Raw genomic sequence first — 22884 nt, forward strand, 5'->3', positions numbered from 1 at the left:
GCATGGGCGCGCAGGTGAGGGATCGACGCCTCGCAGTCGCCGCACTCGTGCTGGCATCGCTCACGGCGCTCGGGTGGTGGGTGCCGTTCGTGCCCGTAGCGACGGGGACGGCCGCGCTCGTGCTGGCGGTCCTGACGCTCGCGCGGCGGGGGTCCCGGCCGCTCGCGATCAGCGCGCTCGTGCTCGGCACCCCCGCGCTCCTCGCCTCGGCCTGGTGGAGTCTGTTCCTGGTCGGAGCGCTGCTCGCCGAGGCGGGACGGTGAGGGATCCCTCAACGATGCGAAGGGTCGGTCCCGCGGCGCGGCCGCGACCGATCCCTCGCCGAACGGGGCGCGGCCTCCTCCCCTCCGAACGCGAAGTCGGCTCGGTCGTGGAGCACGCCGTTGATCTGCAGCGCGAGGCCGTGGCGGCCCGGGTAGTACCTCCGGGTCGAGATCTCGCGGAAGACGTGCCTGCCCTCCACGAGTGCGCGTTCGCCCGGCGCGAGCGTGCGCTGCGCGAGCTTGAACACCTTGCGGCGCTCGTCGCCGCGTGCGCCGGGGAAGAAGAGCACGTAGTCGATCACGAGCCTGGCCTCGCTCGCTCCCCGGTTCTCGACGGCGGCGGCGAAGGCGGCCGCCCCACCGAGGGCGACCGCCTCGGGGGTGACGCGCAGCGGGGCGACCGAGAGCTCGGCCGGAGGGAAGCCGAGCAGCTCGAGCGCGCCGGAGTCGCCGCGCTTCACGAGGGTGCGCATGGCATGCCGCGCCGTGCGTTCGGCGCCGTTTCCGCCTCGGACGAGCCAGCCGCGCGCCGCCGCGACGGCGAAGGCCGAGTGCGCGCGGCTGTGGTCGTTGAGGTGGTTGGCGACCGAGCGCCGCACCGACTCCTCGGGGTCGTCGAAGAGGGCGTCGAGGATCGGCAGGGTCGGCGAGGGGTCGGTGACGAGGCGAGGGATCCGCTCGGCCCACGGCAGCAGCGGCCGACTGCCCTCGGACGCGAGCCTGCGCACGTTCCAGTCCTGATCGGCAGTCCACGAGAGCAGGTGCTCGAGCCCGCGATCGAGGTCGTGCCGCAGCAGCGGGCGGATCGCGAACTCCGAGGTCATGCGGGGCGGGAGCTCGCGCAGCACCTCCAGCGCCCCGTCGAAGCTCTCCGCCGATCCCTCATCGACTCCGCGCAGCGCGACGGCGAGCCCGACCGGCCACAGCAGCCAGCCGTCGAAGTCCGGCCGATCGAACGCGCGCCGCACCGCTGCGGCGATGACCGCGTGGTCGCCGCCGACATCGGCGAGCAGCCCCGCCGCGAGCGCCCGCGCCCTCCCGCTGAGGGAGAGGCCGTCGAGGCCCCGCGCGGTCTCGGCTGTGGCCGCGAGCGGCCGACCGGCCGCATCGCCCATGATCGACACGAGCGCCTCGGCCTGCTGCGCTCCGAGCATCTCGTCGGCGAACGGCATCCGGGCTCCCTCCGTCGTCTCCGTCTCCGTCGAAGCTAGCATGAGGAAGACATCGGTCGGCCGCCGCGCGACAACCGGGACATCTGCCCCTGCCGTCGGGCGCGCGGGCGGGGGAGGATTGAGTCGGGCGCGGCGTCGGCCGCGCGGATCGGGAGACGGTGTGGGCGAGCCGGATCGGACGCGGGCCGCGCGGCTCGGGGCAGGGGTGATCGTCGCGCTCGCCTGGCTGCCCGCGCTCTCCGCGTGCGCCGTCGGCAGCCTGTGCGGGGTCGGGTGGGAGCACGTGCTCCGCATGGTCGTGACCGCGCTCGTCTACGCCCCGGCGGCGGGCATCCTGCTCGCGATCCGGCAGCGCGCTGTCGCGTCCGTCCTGACAGGGCTGGCCGTGAGCTCGAGTCTGTCTGCGCTGATGATGGTGCTCGGGCGGCTTCCCGGCACCGGGGCCCTGATCGAGGCGGCGAGCGCCGTCACCGCCTATGCCATGCATCTCTCGGAGCTGGCGGCGCTCGGCATCCTCATCTGGCTGCTCGGCGATTCGCCCCTCAGGAGGAGCGGGCTCCGGCTCGGCGCCCTCGCCATCGCGCTCGACCTCGGCATCGGCGGTGCCGGCGGGCTGTGGCAGACGGACGCCCCGCTCCCGCTCCAACTGCTGCCGCTCGGCGTCGCGCTGCTCGGCTTCCTGCTCGGGGTGTGCACCACGGTGCGGCGGTGGTGGCGCGGGCGCGGCATCGAACGGGTCGTGCTGATCTGGTTCGCGCTCGGCGCCGCCCTCCTGATCGTGAGCTATCTCACCCTGCTGCCGGGCACCGAAGCCGCGTCGAGCATCGGGACGGGTCTCTTCATCGTCGCCCAGGGCCTGCTGCCGACGGCGATCCTCGCCGCCGTGTTCGGCGGTTCGGGAACGGTGATCGACCGCCGCCTGCTCGCCGGGATCGTGTGGGCGCAGGCGCTCGCGAGCGCGATCGGCCTCTACGTGCTGCTCCACGCCGTCGCGCGCGGCCTCGGGGCGGGCGAGACGCTGGCCGGCGGTCTCGCCGCCGCGATCCTCGCGCTCGGCTTCAGCGTGATGCTCGGGGTGCTCCGCGAACTCACCGGACTCATCTTCTTCGGACCGGGGAGCAGCGTGCGGCGGATCCTCGCCCGACTCGGCGAACCCGTCTCGGCGAGCGGCGACCGCGGCGGGCTCGCCGGGCTCGCCGAGGCGCTCCGCGAGATCTGGCACCTGCGATCGGTGTCGCTGCTGGTCGGCGCCGACTCCGTCGAGATCGCGCGGGCGGGCGCCGACGGCCCGGCGGTGCTCTCGCATCGCCTCGACGCTGCGGGGGCGGCGGAAGGCGAGGGATCTGCGGCTCCGCTCTGCACCGTCGTGTGCACCGCCGACGACCCCGCGCTGCTGAGCAACCTGGTCGAGCCCATGCTGGCGAAGACCGCGGGGCTCGTGGCGGTGGCCGTGCAACTCGCGCAGGCGAATCAGGATCTGGCGGCGCTGCGGGATCGTACCCGCGGCGTGAGCCGGGAGGAGCGCCGCATGCTGCACCGCGAACTGCACGACGAGCTCGCTCCCGCCCTCGCCGGGATCGGCTTCGCGATGGCGGGCACGCGGCGGCTCATCGCCTCGGGCGTCCCCGGCGCGCCCGTGGCGCTCGAGGAGCTCCGCGCCGAACTCGCGGAGACCACCGAGGGGGTGCGCCGCCTCGCCAGGGCGCTGCTGCCAGCCGCGCTCGACGCCGGGGATCTGGACGGAGCGCTGCGCGAGCTGTCGCGTCGATTCAGTGGGGCGACGTGCGCGGTGAACGCCTCCGCTCCGGGCACCGATGAGCTCGAGGGCGAGCAGCAGGTCGCCGTCTACCTGGTCATCGCCGACACCGTCGAGATCCTCCTGCGCGAGTGCCGCCCCGCCCGGATCGGCATCGTCGCCGGAGTCGCGGGAGCGTCCGTGCGGGTGCGCCTCGACACCGATGCCGTCGGCGGCGACGCCGCCAAACGATCCCGATCGGCGATCGCGGAGCGCTGCGCGCAGGCGGCAGGCACCCTCACGGGCGACCTCGCATCCGGTCGTGCGACGGTGGTGATCCCCGTATGACCGCGTCGGGCGCTCCTCAGACGGGCGGTGTCGATCGCCGCCGGGTCGCGCTCGCCGCTGCGGTCTGGACGCTCTCCTGGGCGTTCGCGCTCGCCGCCGTCTGGATTGCGCTGGCGCACGAGCTGCCGGCACGTCCCCTGCCCGGGCTGGTGCTCGCCCGTCCGCCCGCGGAGGTGCTGGATCTCTTCCCGGCGATCGGCCTCACGGTTGCCCTCGTCTACGGGCCGGTGTCTGCGCTGCTCCTCTCCAGGCGCGTCGGCGCGGTCGGGGCGATCCTCGCCGTGCACGCGCTCGGCTCGGGCCTCGCGGTGCTCGGCGGGCAGTGGGGGCTGCTCGGCGAGGAGCTGCCTGGGCTGCCGCTCTGGGGCCTGCTGGCCCACGCATCGGGCTGGGGCTACATCCCCGGCACATTCATGACGGCTGTTCTCCCGGTGCTCGTCACGCGCGCGCGGCTGCCGCGCTGGCAGCGCTGCCTCGTTGCGATCGGCGCGGCGAACGCCTGTGTCGCGACGGCTGCGGCGCTCGTGCACCAGTCAGCCTCGAATCCCCGCAACCCGCTCGCCCCCGGCGATGGCGCGCTCCAGTCGTCGCTGCCCGGCATCTATCTGGTGAGCTCCTTCGTCGCGGTCGGCCTGGCCCTCGTCACGGGAGGGATCCTGGCGACGCGCTGGGCGCGGGCGAGGGGCGCCGGGCGCACGGGGCTCGCCTGGCTGACGCTCGGGCACCTCTTCCTGAGCGGCAGCTACGCCGTGCTCGTGCTCCCCGCCCCGCTGCGGCTCCCGGGCGCGTTGGCGGAGGTCGCGCTGCTGGCACCGGTGCTCGGGCAGGTGATCTACCCGGCGGGCATTCTCGTCGTGGTGCTCGGGCAGGGGCTCTGGGGACAGCGCGTGGTCGTCAGCCGCATCCTCCTGTGGACCCTGCTGACGATCAGCGGCGCCGCGCTCTACCTCGCGATCGTGCTCGCCGCGCCGCGCTTCGTGCCGTGGCCCGAGGGCCTTGAGATCGCCGTTCCGATCCTCATCGCGTTGGCCATCCAGCCCCTGCGCGGGTGGATCCAGAGCCGTATCGACCGGCTCGTCTACGGCGAGGGCGCCGAGCCGGCCGCCATGCTCGCGAGGCTCGGGGCGGGGATCGGTGAGCTCGAGGCCGGGCCCGCCGGTCTCAGGGAGCTGTGCGAAGCGCTGCGCCGCGTGCTGCGCCTCGCCTCCGTCGAGGTGCGATCCGGTGTCTCGCGCACCGTCGCCATCGCAGGCGACCCCGGGGGCGCGGCCGTACGGATCCCTCTCCCCGGATCAGCCGGTGAACTGGTGGCGACGGCTCCCGTCGGGCAGCGGCTCGACCGGCGCTCGATCTCCGCGCTGCGCGATCTTGCCGGGCTCGTGGCCGCCGCCGTGCACCTGATCGACTCGAACCGGCACCTCGATGTCGCGCGCGAAGACTTCTTCGCGAGACGCGCGGGGGAGCGGAGAGCCGTGCAGCAGGAGCTGCACGACGGCCTCGGACCGGCGCTCGCGGGCATCGGATTCGGGCTCGCGGCGGTCGCGAACCTCGTCGAGACGAACCCGGGCCGGGCGGTGGAGCTGCTCGCGGAGCTCGAGCAGGACGTCGCACGGCGCACCCGCGCCGTGCGACAGCTCGCGGGAGAGGTATCCCCCTCGCCGCTCGACGGATCGTCGCTTCCCGAAGCGCTCGCCGAGCTCGCCGCCCGCTTCCGCACCGAGCGGATGGCGGTAGCCGTCGAGATCCGCCCGGAACCGCTCGCGGCAGAACTCTCCCAGGGCGTGCAAGACGCGGTCTACCTCATTGCCGCGGAGGCGCTGACGAACGCGGCGCGCCACTCCGGTGCGAAAGCGGTGCGGATCGTGCTCGAGACGCAGCCCGGCGCGCTCCGGCTCGAGGTGAGCGACGACGGACGGGGGCTGCCCGAGGCGCACGCACCCGGTGTCGGGCTGCTCTCGCTGCGGAGGCGGGCCGAGGCGTTCGGCGGGTCCATGTCGCTGACCTCGGGGCCGGAGGGCACGAGCGTGGCCGTGACGCTGCCGCTCGCGGGTGATGGGGACTCCGCGTCCTCGCCCGAGCCGGGACATCCGCCCGTGGCCGGAAGCGCGGCGCAGGGGCACAATTGAGACGACAGCAGCTGTGCGAGGAGGGCCGATGGCATCGGGCGGAACGATCGGTGTGATGGTGGTCGACGACCACCCGCTCTTCCGCCGCGGCATCATCTCCCTGCTCGACACGCTCGAGGGCGTCGAAGTCGCGGGATCGGCCGCCAATACGGAGGAGGCGATGCGCATCCTTGATGCGGTGCAGCCCGACGTCGTGCTCATGGACCTCGATCTCGGCGACGAGTCGGGCATCGATGCGACGCGGGCCATCCTGGGGCGGAAGCCCGAGACCGCGGTGCTCGTGCTCACCATGCTCGGCGATGACCGCTCCCTGCTCTCGGCGCTCGCCGCGGGCGCGCGCGGCTACCTGCTCAAGGTGGCCTCGCCGACCGAGGTCGAACGGGCGATCCACGCGGTCGCCGACGGAGAGGTGCTCTTCGGTGCGGACGTGGCCGCGCGCGCCGTCTCGTTCTTCGGCAGCGGAGCCGATCGCGCAGAGGCTAGGCCCTTCCCCGAGCTCACCGACCGCGAAGTCGAGGTGCTCGACCTGGTCGCGCGCGGCCTCGACAACGGCTCCATCGCGCGCACGCTCGTGCTCACGAGCAAGACGGTGCGCAACTACGTCTACGCGATCATCACGAAGCTCGGCGCGCCCGACCGCAGCGCGCTCATCGTGATGGCGCGCGAGGCCGGCTTCGGCTCGGGCAGGCTCGCGCGCCCGTAGCGCCGCGGCGCCCACCGCTGCTCGAGCGAGGCGGAGCCGAGTCGAAATCGAGGCCCGCCGTTCGGGTTCCGACTCGCCTCGCTGCGCTCGTTCCACCGCCGGTCCGACGTCTCCGCGTCCCGGCCGCGCGTCCCCGCCGGCGTCCCGGGCCGAACGAGGACATCGGAATCTGCCGGCCCGGGACGCCCCGGCGGGATCGTGGTCATCGCAACCATCCGATCCGGGGCCCCGCGCCCCAGGTACGAAAGAGAACGAACATGACCGCACTCCCAGGTCAATCGAGCGTCGCCGCCTCCGCGCAGGCGACGCCGCCAGCCCCCGCCGCAGCCGCCAGACCGGCGAAGCAGGGCTTCACCGCGTGGCCCCTCTGGGCCTCGGCAGCCGGGGCTCTCGGCTTCGCGGGCACGATCGTCTTCGACGTGCGTCCCGATGCCGAGACGGAGGCCTGGCTCTCGGGCGAGGACTACTCGGTTACGAGCGCCGACATGCTCGGCCTGGCGGTGCTGCCCGGCCGCCTCGGCTGGACGGCGGGCCTCCTCGCGATGGCGCTGCTGCTGGTCTTCGCGGCCGTGTGGTGGAGGCGCACGCAGCGCTTCGAGCGCTCCGTCGGGGCGAAGGTCGTCGCCTTCGGCGCCATCGCCACGGCCGCTGCGGGTCTGCTCGGCTACGGCTGGAAGGGCGCGCTCGCGAACTACCTCGGTCCGGAGGCCGGGCTCTACGACGAGCAGGGGCTCTTCGTCTACTACATGCTCACCGACTTCGGCGCCTACTTCCCGTGGTTCGGCGTGCTCGTCTCGGCCCTCGCGATGGCCTGGATGGCCTTCGCCGAGCGCCTCGTGTCGCGCGTGCTGGGCGTGGTCAGCGCTCTGTTCGGGCTCGGCCTGCTGACACTCATGCTCGTCTCGGGCGTGCCGGGCATCCCTGGCACCCTCATCCAAGGCTGGCTGGTCATCGCCGGTCTCTGGCTCGCCGTCGGACGCAGCCGTATCACCGAAAGGGATCCTGCATGAGCGCCGCAGAACGGCACCGGGCCCGCGGCCCGGTGAGGGACTACGGCTCAGCCGATCCCTCGCCCCGCCTTCGACTGGGAGCCCTGATCGGATGCCTCGCCGCGGCCGGACTCCTTGCGCTCACCGGCTGCTCGGGCGGTCCGGACGCCGAGGAGAAGGCTCCGGCCGACGCGGTGGAGGAAGCGACGCTGCCCGCGGAGCCTGCGCCCGGCGTTCCGGAGGAGTGCGGGGAGATCTACCCCTGGGCCACGGGTCCGGCGAGTCTCGACGACCTGGAGCTCGTGCCCGAGGGGTGGCCGGCAGCACCGGAGGGCGCGACCATCTGCACGACGCAGTCGGGCGGCGCCGTGGAGACCGCGAGCTACGTCACCGAGGTGCCGAGCGACGAGGTCTTCAGCCACTTCGAGGAGGCGCTCGCGCAGTACGCGCCGGTGCGCATCTCGGGGGACGAAAACGGCACGAGCTACGCCTCGCTCGACAGCTCCGACGGCGGAGCGTTCGGCTTCCAGATCCGCGAGGCCGAGGGCGGCTTCGTGATCGCCTTCGTCGACAACGAAGCCCCGCTCGAGTAGGGGCACGGAAAGGGATACACGATGAGGAAACGAAGAGAACCACAGGACGGGACGGGCCCCTTCGGCGCCGTGCGCGCCGAAGGAGCGTTGCAGCGCAGGGGGTTGGGAACGGGCGCCGTGCTGCTGAGCGCGGCGCTGCTGCTCGGGGGTTCCGTCCCGGCGAGCGCGAATGAGACGCCGGGCGCGGGGTCAGACGCGCAGGCCGAAGCTCAGGCGGCCGCTGAGGCTCAGGCCGCCGCTGAGGCTCAGGCCGAGGCCGAACGGCTGGAGCGCGAGCGGCTGACCGCCGAGCAGGCGGAGGCCGAACGCCTCCGCCTCGAGGCGGAGCGCGCCGATGCCGAACAAGCCGAGGCCGAGTGGGCCGCTGCTGAGCAGGCAGCTGCTGAGCAGGCCGCCGCTGAGCAGGCCGCCGCTGAGCAGGCCGCTGCGGAACAGGCTGTCGCGTTGCAGCGGAGCGCGCCGGAAGGCGGCGCCGAACAGGAGGGAACGGGCGAGCAGACGTCGGAGGATCCCTCGCAGAACCACGACACCGACCCAGAGACTTCCGAGCCGACCGACACCGAGGGGGAGAGCGCGGAGAAACCCGCGGACGCCGAGAGCGCGGAGAAAACCGCGCAGGATGCCGGGGACTCCAAAGCCGACTTCACCGTGACCGGCATCGCTCCGGGCGAGACGCGGGTGTACCCCGAGGGCGTGCTGAACGCCGAGAAGTACAACGCGAGCGTCGCAGGGCCGGCGGGCATCGAGTTCAGGCTCGTCGCGGTGGGGCGTGAGAGCACCGACTGGTACGGGCCGGGCCAGTTCGCCCAGCTGCGCTTCATCGAGGGCTATGGGGGTCGCTTCACCGGCCTCGTGAACCTCGAAGTGCGCAACAGCGGCATCGAGGCGGCGAACGTGTTCATCGATCGCGGCTGGGAGTCCTCGGGCACGACACAGATGCGCGTCTTCGCCTCGAGCAACAGCCCCGAGCTGAAGATCTGGGGCGACCTCATGCCGATCTCCGATGGCAGGCCCATCGCCGTCACCGTCACGGTCACGGATCAGAACGGCCAGAGTCGCGTCGAAACCGTGCGCACGGAGGGCAACCAGGGGCGCTACAGCCTGGTGATGCGCGGTCTCGCCCCGGGCAGCTACACCGTGCACGCCGCTGCGCGCGTGAGCGGCGTCGCCTCATTCGACATCACCGGCGGGCGTGTGATCGCGGTCTCGGAGGCGCCGCGGCTGTTCCTCACCATGGAGCCCGAAACAGGTGCCTACGGGGGCTACTACCAGCAGCCCATGAGTGTTAGGGTCGAGGCCACCGACCCCGACGGCATCGCGACGATCCAGGGCAGGCGAGACGGTGAGCACGGCTCGTTCGCGATCCAGAACGGTTCGCGGCTGCAGTACTTCGAGGACGGTCGCCACACGCTCGAGGTGTGGGCGCGTGACACCCTCGGCAACGAGACTGCGCCCAGGCTGCTCGAGTTCGGCATCGATCAGACGAAGCCCACGATCGAGCTGGCGGGGGTGCTCGCCGATGGACGGGTCGATCAGCACGAGACCGCGGCTGCGGAGTTCAGCTGCGCCGACGCAACCGCCGGTGTCGAGAGGTGCGTCATCTCGATCGCCGGAAGACCGGCGCAAGAAATCGGCGCGGCGATCGATACCTCGGTGGCCGGGACCGTACCGTACGCGATTCTGGCCCAGGACCGGGCGGGTAACGAGCTGCGGCAGAACGGTGTGCTGGAGGTCGACGCGGGCGACGTCACCCCGCCCACCGTGGACCACGAGGTGACGCCCGAACCCAACTCGCAGGGCTGGCACCGCGGCGAGGCCGAGGTCATCCTCGACGCCCGCGACGACGACAGCGGGCTCGCCTCGCTGCAGTACCGCGTCGACGACGGCCCCTGGACCGACCCGCCCGTGCTCGGGGAGCCCGTGCGCGTGCTCGTGACGGGCGACGGCCACCACCGGGTGTGGTGGCGCGCGAGCGACGCCGCCGGCAACTCGACCGGCGAGCAGTCGGTGCCCGTGAACATCGACGCGACGCGGCCGGCGATCGACATCGATCCGACCCTCGAGGATCGCCAGGTGCCGCTCGGCGCGTCGGTGAACGCGAGCTTCGGCTGCTCCGACGCGACATCGGGCGTCGAGAGCTGCGTCGGATCGACGCCGCACGGCCACCCGCTGCCGAGCGACACGCTGGGGTGGCACAGCCTGCGCATCACCGCGAGCGACGTCGCGGGCAACACGAACGTGCGCATCGTGAACTACCAGGTCGTACCCGCCGACGCCGTGCTCGACGCGACGGCGACTCCCGACCCGGAGCGGCCCGGCGGCTGGTGGAACGGGCCGGTGGACGTGATGCTCGACCCGATCCCGCAGACCGGTGCCTCGGGCGTCGAGTGGCGGCTGACGGGCGCGCAGACCGGCAGCGGCATCACCGACGGCAGCGAGTCGATCTCGGTCGACGCGACCGGGCACACCGTGCTCAGCTACCAGGCCGTCGATGAGTACGGCCGCCGCGGTCCGGTGAAGCGGCTCGACATCCGGATCGACCGGACCGCGCCCACGGCGTCGTCGGTGCTCGACCCCGTGCCGAACGCGCGCGGCTGGCTGCGCCGTGACGCGAACATGCGGATCGAGTCGACCGATCAGGACTCGGGCGTGCAGCGGCTCGACTTCCGAGTGGGGGACGGTCCGTGGCAGGTCGCCTACCCCGGTTTCGCCGACGTGCCGCTGAGCGAAGAGGGCATCTACGCCGTCGAGTACCGCGCCACGGATCGCGCCGGTAACGAGACCGCGCTGCGCAGCCACGGTGTGCGGATCGACAAGACCGACCCGGTCGTGACGGTCGACCCCTCGATCGCGGGTGCGCGCGTCGCGCTCGGCGCCTCGTTGCCCGCAGCGTTCACCTGCGACGACGCGCTCTCGGGCGTGCTCACCTGCCAGGGGTCCGTGCCGCTCGGCCAGCCGCTGCCGACCGATACCGAAGGCGTCTTCGAGTTCACCGCGTCCGCGATCGACAACGCCGGCAACATCACGCGCGAGACCGTGCAGTACACGGTCGTCGCAGAGGAGCCGGGCGGAGATCCCGGCGGGGACCCGAACGGCGGTGCCGAAGGCGATCCGAACGGCGATCCGAACGGTGACCCGAACGGCGATCCGAATGGCGGTGCCGAAGGCGATCCGCACGGGGGTGCGAGCGGTGACCCCGACGGCGGTACCGGAAGCGAAGCGGGCGCCTCGGCATCGGGCGCCGGTGCGAACGCCGCGGCTCGGGGAGGCGATCCCTCGCCCAAGGCCGACGGCGGGCTGGCGCGCACCGGATCCGAATCGGCGGGCCGGTTCGCGGGCGCCGCGCTCGCGCTCGCGGGGCTCGGTGCAGCGGTGATGCTGATGCTCCGCCGCCGCGACTCGCGCGCGGAGTGACCGAAGGGATCGGGGCGTCGCAGCACCGCCATCGTGCGGTCGCGGCGCCCCGATCCCTCTCCCGTCATACCGGTTCCCGAGTCCCGATCCCTCGCCCGTCGCGGCGGATCGAGGGGCCCGATCGCCTGCCCTGCGACCGTCGCACGAATCGCATTTTGCTCGACATCGAGATAATCTGGAGATGATACGCGGCATATCCGCCGTGATTCACCTGTGCTCGAACGAGCCGATAGGGTGGAAGACGGGCAGTGTTTACCGAGACGTCTGCCAGTAAGCGAACTCACGAGGAGACGACGTGACCGATTCGACTCAGGCACCGAGCACGGCGAAGCTGACCTACCCGGGCGGCGCCGCCGAGTTCCCGATCTTGGAGTCGGTGGACGGTCGGTCATCGATCGACATCAGCACGCTGACCAAGCAGAGCGGCTACACGGCGCTCGACTACGGTTTCGTGAACACGGCGTCGACGCGCTCCGAGATCACCTACATCGACGGCGACCAGGGCATCCTGCGCTACCGCGGCTACCCGATCGAAGAGCTTGCGGCCGGTTCGAGCTTCCTCGAAGTCGCCTACCTGCTCATCTACGGCGAGCGCCCGACCGCGGATCAGCTCGCGGCCTTCGACGGCGAGATCCGTCGCCACACGCTGCTCCACGAGGACATGCGGTACTACTTCGAGGCCGTGCCCCACACCGCGCACCCGATGGCGATGCTTTCGGGCGGCCTGCAGACCATGTCGACCTACTACGAGAGCTCGCTCGACACCGCGCGCCCCGAGTTCGTCGAGGTCAACACCATCCGTCTGCTCGCGAAGCTGCCCGTGCTCGCCGCGTACGCGCACAAGAAGTCGATCGGACAGGCCTTCCTGTACCCGAAGAACGAGCTGAGCTTCGTCGAGAACTTCCTGCGTCTCAACTTCGGCAACAAGGCCGAGACCTACGAGATGAACCCGGTGCTCGTCGAGGCGCTCGACAAGCTCCTCATCCTGCACGCCGACCACGAGCAGAACGCATCGACCTCGACCGTGCGCCTCGTCGGCTCGACCGGGGCGAACATGTTCTCGTCGATCTCTGCCGGCATCAACGCGCTCTCGGGCCCGCTGCACGGCGGTGCGAACGAGGCCGTGCTCAGCATGCTCGCGCAGATCCGCGACTCGGGCCAGAGCGTCGAGACCTTCGTCGAGAAGGTCAAGCGCAAGGAGGACGGCGTGAAGCTCATGGGCTTCGGCCACCGCGTCTACAAGAACTACGACCCGCGTGCGCGCATCGTGAAGCAGAGCGCCGATAAGATCCTCGCCGAGCTCGGCATCAACGACCCGCTGCTCGGCCTCGCGCAGGAGCTCGAGCAGATCGCCCTCGAAGACGACTACTTCAAGGAGCGCAAGCTCTACCCGAACGTCGACTTCTACACCGGCGTGATCTACAAGGCGATGGGCTTCCCGACCCGCATGTTCACCGTGCTGTTCGCGATCGGCCGGCTGCCGGGCTGGATCGCGCAGTGGCGCGAGGCGCACTCGGACCGCTTCACGAAGATCGGCCGCCCGCAGCAGCTCTACATCGGCTCGCCCGAGCGCCACATCTAGGCCGTTCGCGCCGGCGGGGCGTGCCGTCGCGCCCCGCCCGGCCCCGCCCCGCCCCGCGACAAAGGGTCGCGAATTGGGGTCGAGCCGTGCTCGATCGCCCAATTCGCGACCCTTTGTTCGTTTTCTGAGTAGGCCGCGGCCTCGATCACGACGGGGCCCAACCCCGGCTCCTGAGCGCTCTCTCGATGCGTCGCGCCGTGTGCGTCGATTCGGAGCCTCCCGCCTTCGTCACTTCGATGATGATCCACCCGTCGTCGCGCAGCGCCTCCACGCGCATGACGTCCTGGGCGTAGGTGGCGGCGTGCATGAGGCCGTGGTATTCGGCCCCGACCTTCAAACTCCGGTAGGCGAGATCCAGACAGGCGAGGAAGCGACCGCCGTCATCGTGCACGTCGACATTGAGCTCGGGCTCCGGGAGCCCGGCCTCACGGAGGTTCAGACGGAGCAGGCTCTCCTGCGGCGACCACGAATCTTCGCGCACCAGTTCGAGGGCCCGTGCCAGACGGGAGATTCCGCTCCATCGGCCGAGTTCGAGCACGGCTCTCAGCTCGTCGAGCGACGCGTGCGGCGGTCGGCCGACCTCCCGACGGCCGTGCCCGGCGCGGTATCGTCGTGCGAAGTAATCGCCGGCGACCACGAGGTCGGAGACGCTCGCACCGAGACCGCCGAGCATCGCCCACGTCGTCGCCGGTGCGCTGAGCGGGACCCCGTCGATGCGGTCGACCTCGCAGCGGCCCGGGTGGATGCGGTGGCCGACGGTGCCGGCGACTCTGGGCGCACGCGCGGGGGAGAGCGCGCTCAGATGGAGCACCTGCCCGAGCCGATGAGGAATCGGCGCGCCCCAGAGGAGCGCCGCGCTGCTGTGGCTCATGAACTGCCCGGGGAGGAGACGCCGGGCGAGCGCATGGATGAGCTGCACCGTGCGGCGACGCTGCAGTTCGAACGGGTGCATCGGCTCGGCGGCGGCCGGAGGCCTCACGATGCGGGTCGCATGGAACGGTGCCTCGAAGCGTCGACTGCGCAACGATTCGTAGCTCAGGCCGGCGGCTCGCGCCTCCGCCACCGAGAAGGCGGTTCCGAGCGATGCGAGGGCGGGCGACTGCGACATGACTCTACGGTGCACGAGATCGCGGAAGTCCGTCGGAGTTCTCCACAGGTAGGACGCCAAGAACCGCTCGAACCCGTGACGAAGAGCTCGACGATGGGGCTGTGGAGGAAGATGCTCGGCGACCGGCCCTCCGGTCGAAGTGCGCGCCGGCTCGATCTCTCAGCGGCGTGCGCCCCACGGTAAAGGGTCGCGAATTGGGGTCCGGCCGACGGGGGCACCCCAGATCGCGACCCTTTGTCGAGGCAGGCCAGGGATCGCCGGGCGTTCGGCGGGCTGCGGAGAGCGCCTACGCGCGGCGGGCTGCGGAGAGCGCCTACGCGTGGAGGGCTGCGGTGAGGGTGATCCCTGCACCGTCGCGCGGCAACGCCTCGACGGCGCCCGTGCGCGAGTTGCGGCGGAACAGCAGCTTCGGCAGGCCCGAGAGCTCGACCGCCTTCACTTCGACGGGCTCGCCGCCCGACGCCGCAGTGCCCTTCGGCAGCAGCACCTTGGTGCCGGCGGTCACGTACAGGCCGGCCTCGACGACGCTGTCGTCGCCGATCGAGATGCCGATGCCCGAGTTCGCGCCGAGCAGGGCGCGTGCGCCGATCGTGACGCGCTGCGTGCCGCCGCCCGAGAGGGTGCCCATGACCGATGCGCCGCCGCCGATATCGGAGCCGTCGCCCACGACGACGCCCTGCGAGATGCGGCCCTCGATCATCGAAGCGCCGAGCGTGCCCGCGTTGAAGTTCACGAAGCCCTCGTGCATGACGGTCGTGCCCGGGGCGAGGTGAGCGCCGAGGCGGATGCGCGAGGCATCGGCGATGCGCACGCCGGCCGGGACGACGTAGTCGGTGAGCCTGGGGAACTTGTCGATGCCGTTCGCCGTCAGGCCCGCGCGGCGCAGGAGCGGCAGGCGGGCGGCGTACACCTCGGGCAGCATCGGGCCGGCGCTCGTCCACACGACGTTCGGGAGCCGACCGAAGATGCCGTCGAGGTTGATCGTGTTCGGCTGCACGAGGCAGTGCGAGAGCAGGTGCAGACGCAGATAGGCGTCGTCGGCGCTCTCGGGGGCCGCATCGAGGTCGATCTGGATCGTGATCGGCTGCAGCTCGACATCGCGGAGTTCGTCGCGACCCGCCAGCGCTTCGAGCTCGGCGGGTGCCACCCAGCGATCGATGGCGGCGGGGAGGCCGCCGAGTGCGGGTTCGGGGAACCAGGCGTCGAGCACGGATCCGTCGGTCGCGATCGTTGCGAGGCCTGCAGCCCAGGCGAAGCGGGAGTCGGTCATGCTTCTAGGGTACCGCCCGAGCGCGCATCGACCGGCGGCGGCGGCGCGCGATCCCGTATCGTTGCAGACGTGAACCACGCAGAACGCCCGTCGCTCCCGATCCGCCTCGACCTCGGGGACGGTGCGGTCGGGCTGACCCGGCAGCTGTGCGACATCCCCTCGGTCTCGGGGGATGAAGCGGCGGTCGCCGACGCGATCGAGGCCCTGCTGCTCGAGCGGGCGCCGCACCTCGCGGTCGTGCGTGACGGCGACACGCTCGTCGCGCGCACGGAGCTCGGCCGCGACCGGCGGGCGGTGATCGCGGGCCATCTCGACACGGTGCCGATCAACGGCAACCTGCCGGTGCGCGATACGACCGAGTCGGAGTCGGGGGAGGCGATGCTGTGGGGCCGCGGCACGGTCGACATGAAGGCGGGAGTCGCGGTGCAGCTCGCGCTCGCCGTGGAGCTCGCCGAGCCGGGCATCGACATCACGTGGGTCTGGTACGACCACGAGGAGGTCTCGGCCGATCTCAGCGGGCTGGGCAGAGCCGTGCGCAACAGCCCCGAGCTGTTCGGGGCCGACTTCGCCATTCTCGGCGAGCCGTCGAACGGCACGATCGAGGGCGGCTGCAACGGCACGCTGCGCGCGCGGGTCGTGCTGCGCGGTCGTCGGGCGCATTCGGCGCGCGGCTGGATGGGCGTGAATGCGATCCATCGCGCGGGCGCACTGCTCGAGAAGCTCGACGCGTACGAGGCCGAGACGGTCGAGGTCGACGGTCTCGCGTACCGCGAGGGGCTGAACGCCGTGAAGATCGAGGGCGGAGTCGCCGGCAACGTCATCCCCGACGAGTGCGTCTTCGAGGTGAATTACCGCTTCGCACCGAGCAAGACCATCGCGGATGCCACCGCGTTCGTCGAGGCGTTCTTCGCCGACGCCGATGAGGTGCGCGTCGTCGACGCGGCCCCCGGGGCGCGGCCCGGCCTCGATTCGCCGATCGCCCGCGCATTCGTCGCAGCGGTCGGCGGTACGCCCACCGCGAAACTCGGATGGACCGACGTGTCGCGCTTCTCGGCGCTCGGCATGCCCGCGGTCAACTTCGGCCCCGGCGACCCGCTGCTCGCCCATGCCGACGACGAACGGGTGCCCGTGGCGCAGATCGTCGACACCGAACGGGCCTTGCGCGACTGGCTCACCGCAATGTGAAGCCGCATGTCGCAGCACCACGCCGCGAATTACTCGATTGGCTCGAATCGCGGGATAATAGACGCGGTATCACCAAATCTGCTGAGGAGGCGCCATGGCTGCAATGAAACCGAGAACTGGGGACGGACCCATGGAGGCGGTGCGCGAAAGCCGGGCGATCGTAGTGTACGTGCCCGTCGAAGGCGGCGGACGCATCGTTGTCTCGGTGACCGACCAGGAGGCGGCTGAGCTCCGCGACGTCCTGGCCGGCGTGCTCGACGCCTGATCGACACTGCGGCATCGACGCCGAACACGAAGGCCTGGCGATTCCCTCAGGGATCGCCAGGCCTTCGTCGTACCCGGTGCCGATGACCGGCAGCGCCGTGCTACTCCTGGTCAGGGAGACGCACGAGGGTGAGGATGCCGTCGCCCGCGGGTGAGAGGATCGGAGCGATCGCGGAGGAGTCGGAGACGAGCGCGAGCAGGTCGCGCATGTTCTGGGCGGCGGTGTCGCGCGCGGCGGGATCGGGTACGCGACCGTGCACGAATGCGCCGGGAACGACGATGCTGCCGCCGGGGCGCACGATGCCGAGGGCGTGCTCGAAATGCTCGAGCAGATCGTTCGGGTCGGCGTCGAGCAGCACGACATCGTAGGCCGACGTGTTCAGGCGCGGCATGACGTGGCGGGCGTCGCCCTCGATGAGGCGCAGCCGCGATGACGCGATGCCCGCCCCCGCGAACACCGTCCGCGCCTCGCGCAGATGCTCGGGCTCGATCTCGATGGAGGTGAGCGTCGCCTCGGGGGCGTAGCGCAGCAGCGAGAGGCCGCTGACGCCGACGCCGGTGCCGATCTCGCAGATCCCCTGGGCGCCGCTCTGCGCGACGATGCCCGAGAGGTGGGCGGCCGTCGAACGGCTCACCGGTTCGATGCCGAGCTCGAGCGCGAGCCGCCGTGCGCGCACGAGCGCTTCGGTCTCGCCCGGGTACTGCTCGGCGTACTGCCAATTGCGTTCGAGCTTGCTCACGTTCTCCTCCGGGGGTCGTCGGTGCCGACCCCCCCTAGCGTAGGGCTTCGGCGTGCCGATCGCGGCCGCACACGCTCGCACCCGAGCGAATCTTCGGATTCCGGATCGGTAGACTGAACGGGATGGGCCTCAATATGGAAAAGATGCTGGTGATCCTCGTGATCGCCGTCTTCGTCATCGGTCCGGAGCGCCTGCCCGCCTACGCGAAGAAGTTCAGCGACTTCGTGAAGACCGTGAAGCAGATGGCGAACGGTGCGAAGGATCGTCTGCGCGATGAGATGGGCCCCGAGTTCGACGAGGTCGATTGGAAGCAGCTCGACCCGCGCCAGTACGACCCGCGGCGCATCATCCGCGACGCGCTGCTCGAGGACGAGCAGCAGGCGTCGCGGACGCCGGCCGCGGCGGCGCCCCAGCTTCCGCAGAAGCCCGACACGGGCGAGTTCCACTTTGACGACGAGGCGACGTAGGGCCGGGCGACCGTTGAAGCCCTGTCCGCTCAGCGCGGGCTGATGCCAAGCGGCTTCCCCGCGAGCCCGCGGCCCTGCACGGCGATGCGGTCGGCGATGCGCAGCACCTCGGCCGCGGCCGGATCCTCCGGATGCGCGAGCACCGCCGGTTCGCCCGCGTCGCCGCCCTCCCGGAACGCCGGCGACAGCGGTACGCTGCCGAGGAGCGGGACTTCGCCGTGCTCCGTGTCGCTCAGACGGTCGGCCACGAGCGCGCCGCCGCCCGACCCGAAGACGTCGATCACGCTGCCGTCGGGCTGCGGCATGCCGGCCATGTTCTCGACGACGCCGACGACCTTCTGCCCGGTCTGCCGGGCGACGAGCGCACTGCGCACGGCGACGTCGGCGGCGGCCTCCTGCGGTGTGGTGACGACGAGCACTTCGGCCTGCGGCAGCAGCTGCCCGATGGTGATCGCGATGTCGCCCGTGCCGGGCGGAAGATCGAGCAGCAGCACGTCGAGCTCGCCGAACCACACGTCGCGCAGGAACTGCTCGATCGTGCGGTGCAGCATGGGGCCGCGCCACGAGACGGCGGTCGTGCGCGGGTCGGCGTCGCCCAGGAACATGCCGATCGAGATGACCTTCACGCCGTAGGCGACGGGCGGCAGCATCATGTCGTCGACGCGGCTCGGCTGCTCGGTGATGCCATCGCGGCTGAGCCCGAGCAGCCCCGGGATGGAGAAGCCGAAGACGTCCGCGTCGACGAGACCGACCGAGAGCCCGCGCGCCGCGAGGGCGACCGCGAGCCCGGCGGTGAGCGATGACTTGCCGACGCCGCCCTTGCCGCTCGTGATCGCGATGACGCGCGTGAGCGAGTCGGGGCCGAACTGCTGCGGTCGTGCACCGCGCCCACCGCGCACCCGCTCCGTGAACGCCTTGCGCTCGGTCGGGGTCATCACGCCGACCTCGACCCGGGCCTCGACCACCCCCGATGCGCCGGCGGTCGCCTCGTGCACGTCGGATTCGATGCGCCGCGCAGCCGGGCAGCCGGCGATGGTCAGGAGGATCGACACATCGGCGCGGCCGGCATCGTCGACCGCGACCGAGCGCACCATGCCGAGATCGGTGATGGGGAGCAGCAGCTCCGGATCCTGCACTCGCGACAGCGCCGCCCAGACCGCATCCTCAATCGGCTTCGGCACGCCCCGCCTCTTCCTCGGACGGGGCCGCCGCTGACGGGGCCGCCTCGGTCGCGTCCGCACCGGCTGCGATCTCCTCCTGATCCTCCTGGAGCTCGGCGAGCAGCGCGCGCAGCTCGGAGCGCACGAAGTCGCGATCGGGCAGATCCTTCATCGCGATTCGGAGCGCGACCACCTCGCGCGCGAGATACTCCGTGTCGGCGAGATTGCGCTCGGCGCGCTGCCGATCCTGCTCGATCTGCACGCGGTCGCGGTCGTCCTGCCGATTCTGCGCGAGCAGGATCATCGGAGCCGCGTACGAGGCCTGCAGCGAGAGGATCAGCGTGAGCGCCGTGAAGCCGAGGGCCGCGGAGTCGAAGCGCCACTCCTCGAGGCCGTACGTGTTCCATGCGAGCCAGGCGATGCAGAAGATGGTGAGCATCAGCAGGAACCAGGGGGTGCCCATGCCGCGGGCGATGCCCTCCGTCCATCGCCCGAACCGCTCGTTGCCGATGCCGCGCGGGGTCTTCGCGGCGCGCGAGCCCGCGGCGAGCGGCGCATCGAGACCGGGGTCGCGCCCGAACAGCCTCATGATGCGGCCCCTGCGCTGCGCGCGGCGCGGCCGGCGGGCTCGGTCTCGGCATCGTCGTCGGCGTGCCGCCAGTCGTCGGGCAGCAGATGGTCGAGCACATCGTCGACGGTGACGACGCCGACGAGGCGGTTCTGATCGTCGACGACCGGCATCGCGACCATGTCGTAGCTCGCGAGGCGGCGCGATACCTCGGCAGCGCTCGCGTCGACCGGCACCGGCTCGAGCTCCTCGTCGACGAGCGACGAGAGCCGCTCGTGCGGGGGGAAGCGGAGCATGCGCTGGAAGTGCGCCATGCCCAGATACTCGCCGGTCGGCGTCTCGAACGGCGGGTGCGTGACGTAGACCGCCGAAGCCATGGCGGGAGGGATCTCGGCGCGGCGGATCATCGCGAGCCCCTCGGCGACCGTGGATTCGCCCGAGAGCACGATCGGCGACGGGCTCATGAGGCCGCCCGCCGTATCGGCGTCGTACTCGAGCAGGCGGCGCACCGCCTGCTCCTCCTCATCCTCCATGAGGTCGAGCAGTTCCTCGCCGCGCGCGGCGGGCAGCGCGGAGATCAGGTCGGCCGCGTCATCGGGCTCCATCTGGTCGAGCACATCCGCCGTGCGATCGGAAGGAAGCAGCGCGAGCAGCGCGAGCTGGTCGGGCTCGCTCATCTCCTCGACCGCGTCGGCCACGCGGGAGTCGGGCAGCTCGGCGATGACTTCGAGCATGCGCGGCTGCGGCAGTTCGAGCAGCGCCTCCGCGAGGTCGGCGGGTTTCAGATCGACGAGCGTCTGCAGGAGCAGCTCGGCCGACTGCACGCCGGGCTTCAGGCTCGGCAGGCGCACCTCCGACCAGCGCACGATCCGCGATTCTGCCCGCGCGAACGGGGCCGACGGCCGCGGTAGTCTGACGAAGAGCTCGGAGACGTGCCACTCGCCGGTGCGCGCCCGTTCGATCGCCGCGTCCTCGATCGTCGCCCCGACCGGGTCGCCGCCGGGCTGCGCCGGGGGCAGGAGCACGTGGCGGCCGATGAGCTCTGCGATCATGCGGGTCTCGCCGCCGCGCTGCTCGAAGCGGCGCACGTTGATGAGGCCGGTGGCGATGACCTGGCCCGCACCGATCGATGTCACCCGGCTGATCGGCACGAAGACGCGGCGCTTGCCCGGGATCTCGACGATGAGGCCGACCACGCGGGGGGCGCCCGCCGCACGGTAGACGACCAGCACGTCGCGCACCTTGCCGATCCGATCGCCGACCGGGTCGAAGACGCTGCGCCCGGCCAGACGACCTACGAAGACCCTCGATGTACTCACAGCTCTACGCTACCGCGTGACCCGCCTCGCGGGCCGAGCGTCGGCGAAATCCATCGAACGGTTGAGGCGGAGACGCCACCCGCTGCGGGAGACTGAGCGCATGCTCGACAGGATCGTTCCTCTCACTCGCCGCCGGATGCTCGGCGCGGCCGCGCTCATCGGCATGATCTCGCTGCTCGCCGGGTGCGCTGCCGAGCCGGCATCGTCGCCGCGAGCGCCTGCGCCCGCCACGCGCGCGCCGGCGCCGACGGTGGCCTCCGAGCCGGTCGATGACGCGGTTGCAGGGCCCGAGCTGCTGCTCGCATCGCTGATGCACGGCGACGCGGTCGCCGTGATCGACCCGTCTCGGCCCGATGCCGATGCCGTGACGACCATCCCGGTCGGGGCGGCGCCCTGGGGCGTCGGCGTGTCGCCCGACGGGCGCACCGGGTACGCCGCCACCGCCGAAGGGCTCGCGGTCGTCGACCTCGTCGCGGGCGAGCGGACCGCGCTCGTGCCGTACCTGCACCCCGCGAGCCGGATTTCGTCGGGGGAGTACCGCGCCGGCGGCTTTGGCCTCGCGGTCGCACCCGACGGGTCGCGCGTCTACGTCGCGGTGATGACCGAGCCGGGCGAATCGCTGCTCGAGGTGTTCGAGACGGCGAACGGCGGATTCACGGCCTCGGTGCCGGTCGGCGCCAGGCCCTTCGACGTGCTCGTCGCGCCCGACGGGGCGTGGGCCGCGACCGTCGACCACGACGGCTTCTCCGTCACCGTCGTCGATGCAGCGACGCTCGCCCCGACGACGCACGAGATCGCGCCCTTCGGCACGATCGGCGGGCTCGCCTCGTGGGAGAAGCCGCACTACGGCGCGGTCGATGCAGACGGCACGATCCTACTGCCGGTGCAGGGCCTCGTCGTGGAACGGCTCGACCCCGTCACCGGGACGGCCTCGACGATCCCGAGCGCCGCGAACTCCCATTCGCACGGAGCCGCGCTCGCGCCCGCGTCGGCCGAGCGAGGCACGAACGCCCGGCTGCTCACCGTCGGCACCGGATCGTTCGGCAACGCGAGCGGGGACTCCAACCTGTCGATTCTCGACCTCGTGAGCGGAGAGGAGCGTCTCGTACCGCTGCGCGTACCGCACGAGACGGTCGCGTTCTGGCAGAACGACGACGGCGCCGAGTTCGCGGTCGTCGCAGGGGGCAATACCCGGGAACTGGGGTGGGACGGGGTGACCGTCATCGCCCTCGACGGTCTCGCGACCCGGGAGCTGCCGGTTTCCGGCTACCCGCAGGCGATCATCGGATTCCGGCAGCCCTGAGACGCCGCGGCGCCCGATCGGTCCGTTCACCGCACTTCTTCCGGCGAGCGATGAGAAGATAGAAGCATGAGCATTCCAGGCCCCATGTCTTCGTCGCGAGCCGCTGTGGTACCCGAGATCCCCCAGGGGGAGATCATCTCGACCTACGACCGCTACGAGGATGCGAAGCACGCCGTCGACCTGCTCGCCCGCTCCGGCTTCCCGGTGCGGCAGGTCAGCATCGTCGGCAACGATGTGCGCAGCGTCGAGCGCGTGACCGGCCGGTTGACCTACGGTCGGGTCGCCCTCATGGGGGCGCTGTCGGGCGCATACCTCGGCCTGTTCCTCGGGCTGCTCCTCTTCATCTTCCAGCCCGACAACGAGGCGATCCTCGGCGTGTTCGCCGCCGCCGTCGTGATCGGCGCCGGCTTCGGCATGCTGTTCGGCGTGCTCTCGTACGCCATGAACCGCAACCGGCGCGACTTCTCGTCGGTGATGCAGATGATCGCCACGCGCTACGACCTCATCGTCGACGCGGAGCTGCTGCACGAGGCGCGGCGCGTGCTGGTCGAGTCGGCTCAGCAGTAGTTCGCGAG

General features: G+C 71.6%; 20 protein-coding genes. 13 read left to right on the forward strand and 7 right to left on the reverse strand.

The features are described from left to right. Positions 1-2: 2 nt before the first annotated feature. Positions 3-263: a hypothetical protein gene (locus tag NHL51_RS06935; RefSeq protein WP_434142686.1), complete on the forward strand. Its 261-nt coding sequence runs from the start codon at positions 3-5 to the stop codon at positions 261-263. An 8-nt stretch (positions 264-271) separates the two neighbouring features. Here NHL51_RS06935 and NHL51_RS06940 read toward each other — a convergent pair whose 3' ends face one another. Then, positions 272-1435 (reverse strand): DNA alkylation repair protein, encoded by a 1164-nt coding sequence (locus NHL51_RS06940; protein WP_434142687.1) that lies wholly within the window; start codon positions 1433-1435, stop codon positions 272-274. A 160-nt stretch (positions 1436-1595) separates the two neighbouring features. On the opposite strand from NHL51_RS06940, the gene NHL51_RS06945 reads away from it, so the two are divergent. The 7 genes from NHL51_RS06945 (at position 1596) to NHL51_RS06975 (ending at position 12925) form a co-directional block, all read left to right on the forward strand. Continuing rightward, the gene (locus tag NHL51_RS06945; protein ID WP_434142688.1) at positions 1596-3518 is read left to right on the forward strand and encodes a histidine kinase; all 1923 of its coding nucleotides are present in this window, start codon (positions 1596-1598) and stop codon (positions 3516-3518) included. Beyond that, entirely contained in the window at positions 3515-5644 is a 2130-nt protein-coding gene (locus tag NHL51_RS06950; RefSeq protein WP_434142689.1) for an ATP-binding protein, read from the forward strand. The genes NHL51_RS06945 and NHL51_RS06950 overlap by 4 nt, the downstream gene beginning before the upstream one ends. A 28-nt stretch (positions 5645-5672) precedes the next feature. After that, the gene (locus tag NHL51_RS06955) at positions 5673-6347 is read left to right on the forward strand and encodes a response regulator transcription factor (protein ID WP_434142690.1); all 675 of its coding nucleotides are present in this window, start codon (positions 5673-5675) and stop codon (positions 6345-6347) included. 257 nt (positions 6348-6604) lie between these two features. Further along, entirely contained in the window at positions 6605-7357 is a 753-nt protein-coding gene (locus NHL51_RS06960) for a hypothetical protein (protein ID WP_434142691.1), read from the forward strand. After that, entirely contained in the window at positions 7354-7929 is a 576-nt protein-coding gene (locus NHL51_RS06965) for a hypothetical protein (RefSeq protein ID WP_434142692.1), read from the forward strand. Before NHL51_RS06960 ends, NHL51_RS06965 begins: the two co-directional genes overlap by 4 nt. A gap of 21 nt (positions 7930-7950) precedes the next feature. Continuing rightward, the gene (locus tag NHL51_RS06970; protein WP_434142693.1) at positions 7951-11343 is read left to right on the forward strand and encodes a carboxypeptidase-like regulatory domain-containing protein; all 3393 of its coding nucleotides are present in this window, start codon (positions 7951-7953) and stop codon (positions 11341-11343) included. Between the two features lie 295 nt (positions 11344-11638). Beyond that, complete coding sequence (locus NHL51_RS06975) at positions 11639-12925, forward strand: citrate synthase (RefSeq protein WP_434142694.1); 1287 nt, start codon at positions 11639-11641, stop codon at positions 12923-12925. A 145-nt stretch (positions 12926-13070) separates the two neighbouring features. On the opposite strand, the gene NHL51_RS06980 is transcribed toward NHL51_RS06975, so the two are convergent. Together NHL51_RS06980 and dapD are read right to left on the reverse strand one after the other, a co-directional pair. Next, positions 13071-14033 carry a hypothetical protein gene (locus NHL51_RS06980; RefSeq protein WP_434142695.1) on the reverse strand — a complete coding sequence of 321 codons (963 nt, stop codon included), beginning with the start codon at positions 14031-14033 and terminating at the stop codon, positions 13071-13073. A gap of 313 nt (positions 14034-14346) precedes the next feature. Further along, positions 14347-15303 carry a 2,3,4,5-tetrahydropyridine-2,6-dicarboxylate N-succinyltransferase gene (gene dapD, locus NHL51_RS06985; RefSeq protein WP_434142696.1) on the reverse strand — a complete coding sequence of 319 codons (957 nt, stop codon included), beginning with the start codon at positions 15301-15303 and terminating at the stop codon, positions 14347-14349. 69 nt (positions 15304-15372) lie between these two features. Between dapD and dapE the strand changes: the two genes are divergently transcribed. Together dapE and NHL51_RS06995 are read left to right on the forward strand one after the other, a co-directional pair. Further along, a complete protein-coding gene (gene dapE, locus NHL51_RS06990; RefSeq protein WP_434142697.1) occupies positions 15373-16488 on the forward strand; it encodes a succinyl-diaminopimelate desuccinylase in 1116 nt (371 codons plus the stop codon). Between the two features lie 94 nt (positions 16489-16582). Continuing rightward, positions 16583-16753, forward strand: a complete 171-nt coding sequence (locus NHL51_RS06995) for a DUF3117 domain-containing protein (RefSeq protein WP_434142698.1) — start codon at positions 16583-16585, stop codon at positions 16751-16753. 100 nt (positions 16754-16853) lie between these two features. Here the strand turns inward: NHL51_RS06995 and NHL51_RS07000 are convergent, their stop codons facing one another. Continuing rightward, positions 16854-17492 (reverse strand): O-methyltransferase, encoded by a 639-nt coding sequence (locus tag NHL51_RS07000; RefSeq protein ID WP_434142699.1) that lies wholly within the window; start codon positions 17490-17492, stop codon positions 16854-16856. Positions 17493-17614: 122 nt separating this feature from the next. Here NHL51_RS07000 and NHL51_RS07005 point away from each other — a divergent pair, with 122 nt between their 5' ends. Then, a complete protein-coding gene (locus NHL51_RS07005) occupies positions 17615-17959 on the forward strand; it encodes a twin-arginine translocase TatA/TatE family subunit (protein ID WP_434142701.1) in 345 nt (114 codons plus the stop codon). 29 nt (positions 17960-17988) lie between these two features. On the opposite strand, the gene NHL51_RS07010 is transcribed toward NHL51_RS07005, so the two are convergent. The 3 genes from NHL51_RS07010 to NHL51_RS07020 are packed head-to-tail and all read right to left on the reverse strand — an operon-like array spanning position 17989 to position 21006. Beyond that, positions 17989-19140, reverse strand: a complete 1152-nt coding sequence (locus NHL51_RS07010) for an Mrp/NBP35 family ATP-binding protein (protein ID WP_434142702.1) — start codon at positions 19138-19140, stop codon at positions 17989-17991. Then, entirely contained in the window at positions 19124-19708 is a 585-nt protein-coding gene (locus tag NHL51_RS07015; protein WP_434142703.1) for a DUF1003 domain-containing protein, read from the reverse strand. The genes NHL51_RS07010 and NHL51_RS07015 overlap by 17 nt, the downstream gene beginning before the upstream one ends. After that, a complete protein-coding gene (locus tag NHL51_RS07020) occupies positions 19705-21006 on the reverse strand; it encodes a magnesium transporter MgtE N-terminal domain-containing protein (RefSeq protein ID WP_434142704.1) in 1302 nt (433 codons plus the stop codon). The genes NHL51_RS07015 and NHL51_RS07020 overlap by 4 nt, the downstream gene beginning before the upstream one ends. 100 nt (positions 21007-21106) lie before the next feature. Between NHL51_RS07020 and NHL51_RS07025 the strand changes: the two genes are divergently transcribed. Both NHL51_RS07025 and NHL51_RS07030 read left to right on the forward strand, forming a co-directional pair. Further along, entirely contained in the window at positions 21107-22309 is a 1203-nt protein-coding gene (locus tag NHL51_RS07025; RefSeq protein WP_434142705.1) for a YncE family protein, read from the forward strand. Positions 22310-22375: 66 nt separating this feature from the next. Beyond that, positions 22376-22876 carry a general stress protein gene (locus NHL51_RS07030; RefSeq protein WP_434142706.1) on the forward strand — a complete coding sequence of 167 codons (501 nt, stop codon included), beginning with the start codon at positions 22376-22378 and terminating at the stop codon, positions 22874-22876. The last annotated feature ends 8 nt before the right edge of the window (positions 22877-22884 follow it).

The sequence above is a fragment of the Leucobacter sp. gxy201 genome (assembly GCF_051043335.1).
GTDB lineage: Bacteria > Actinomycetota > Actinomycetes > Actinomycetales > Microbacteriaceae > Leucobacter.

Bases quoted from the DNA above. Each gene is read 5' to 3' on its own strand.
- NHL51_RS06995 (WP_434142698.1), top strand. From the start codon at position 16,583: ATGGCTGCAATGAAACCGAGAACTGGGGACGGACCCATGGAGGCGGTG.
- NHL51_RS06950 (WP_434142689.1), top strand. From the start codon at position 3,515: ATGACCGCGTCGGGCGCTCCTCAGACGGGCGGTGTCGATCGCCGCCGG.
- NHL51_RS06980 (WP_434142695.1), bottom strand. From the start codon at position 14,033: ATGTCGCAGTCGCCCGCCCTCGCATCGCTCGGAACCGCCTTCTCGGTG.
- NHL51_RS06965 (WP_434142692.1), top strand. From the start codon at position 7,354: ATGAGCGCCGCAGAACGGCACCGGGCCCGCGGCCCGGTGAGGGACTAC.
- NHL51_RS06940 (WP_434142687.1), bottom strand. From the start codon at position 1,435: ATGCCGTTCGCCGACGAGATGCTCGGAGCGCAGCAGGCCGAGGCGCTC.
- NHL51_RS06955 (WP_434142690.1), top strand. From the start codon at position 5,673: ATGGCATCGGGCGGAACGATCGGTGTGATGGTGGTCGACGACCACCCG.
- dapD (WP_434142696.1), bottom strand. From the start codon at position 15,303: ATGACCGACTCCCGCTTCGCCTGGGCTGCAGGCCTCGCAACGATCGCG.
- NHL51_RS07005 (WP_434142701.1), top strand. From the start codon at position 17,615: ATGGGCCTCAATATGGAAAAGATGCTGGTGATCCTCGTGATCGCCGTC.
- NHL51_RS07025 (WP_434142705.1), top strand. From the start codon at position 21,107: ATGCTCGACAGGATCGTTCCTCTCACTCGCCGCCGGATGCTCGGCGCG.
- NHL51_RS06970 (WP_434142693.1), top strand. From the start codon at position 7,951: ATGAGGAAACGAAGAGAACCACAGGACGGGACGGGCCCCTTCGGCGCC.
- NHL51_RS07015 (WP_434142703.1), bottom strand. From the start codon at position 19,708: ATGAGGCTGTTCGGGCGCGACCCCGGTCTCGATGCGCCGCTCGCCGCG.
- NHL51_RS06960 (WP_434142691.1), top strand. From the start codon at position 6,605: ATGACCGCACTCCCAGGTCAATCGAGCGTCGCCGCCTCCGCGCAGGCG.
- NHL51_RS07030 (WP_434142706.1), top strand. From the start codon at position 22,376: ATGAGCATTCCAGGCCCCATGTCTTCGTCGCGAGCCGCTGTGGTACCC.
- NHL51_RS06935 (WP_434142686.1), top strand. From the start codon at position 3: ATGGGCGCGCAGGTGAGGGATCGACGCCTCGCAGTCGCCGCACTCGTG.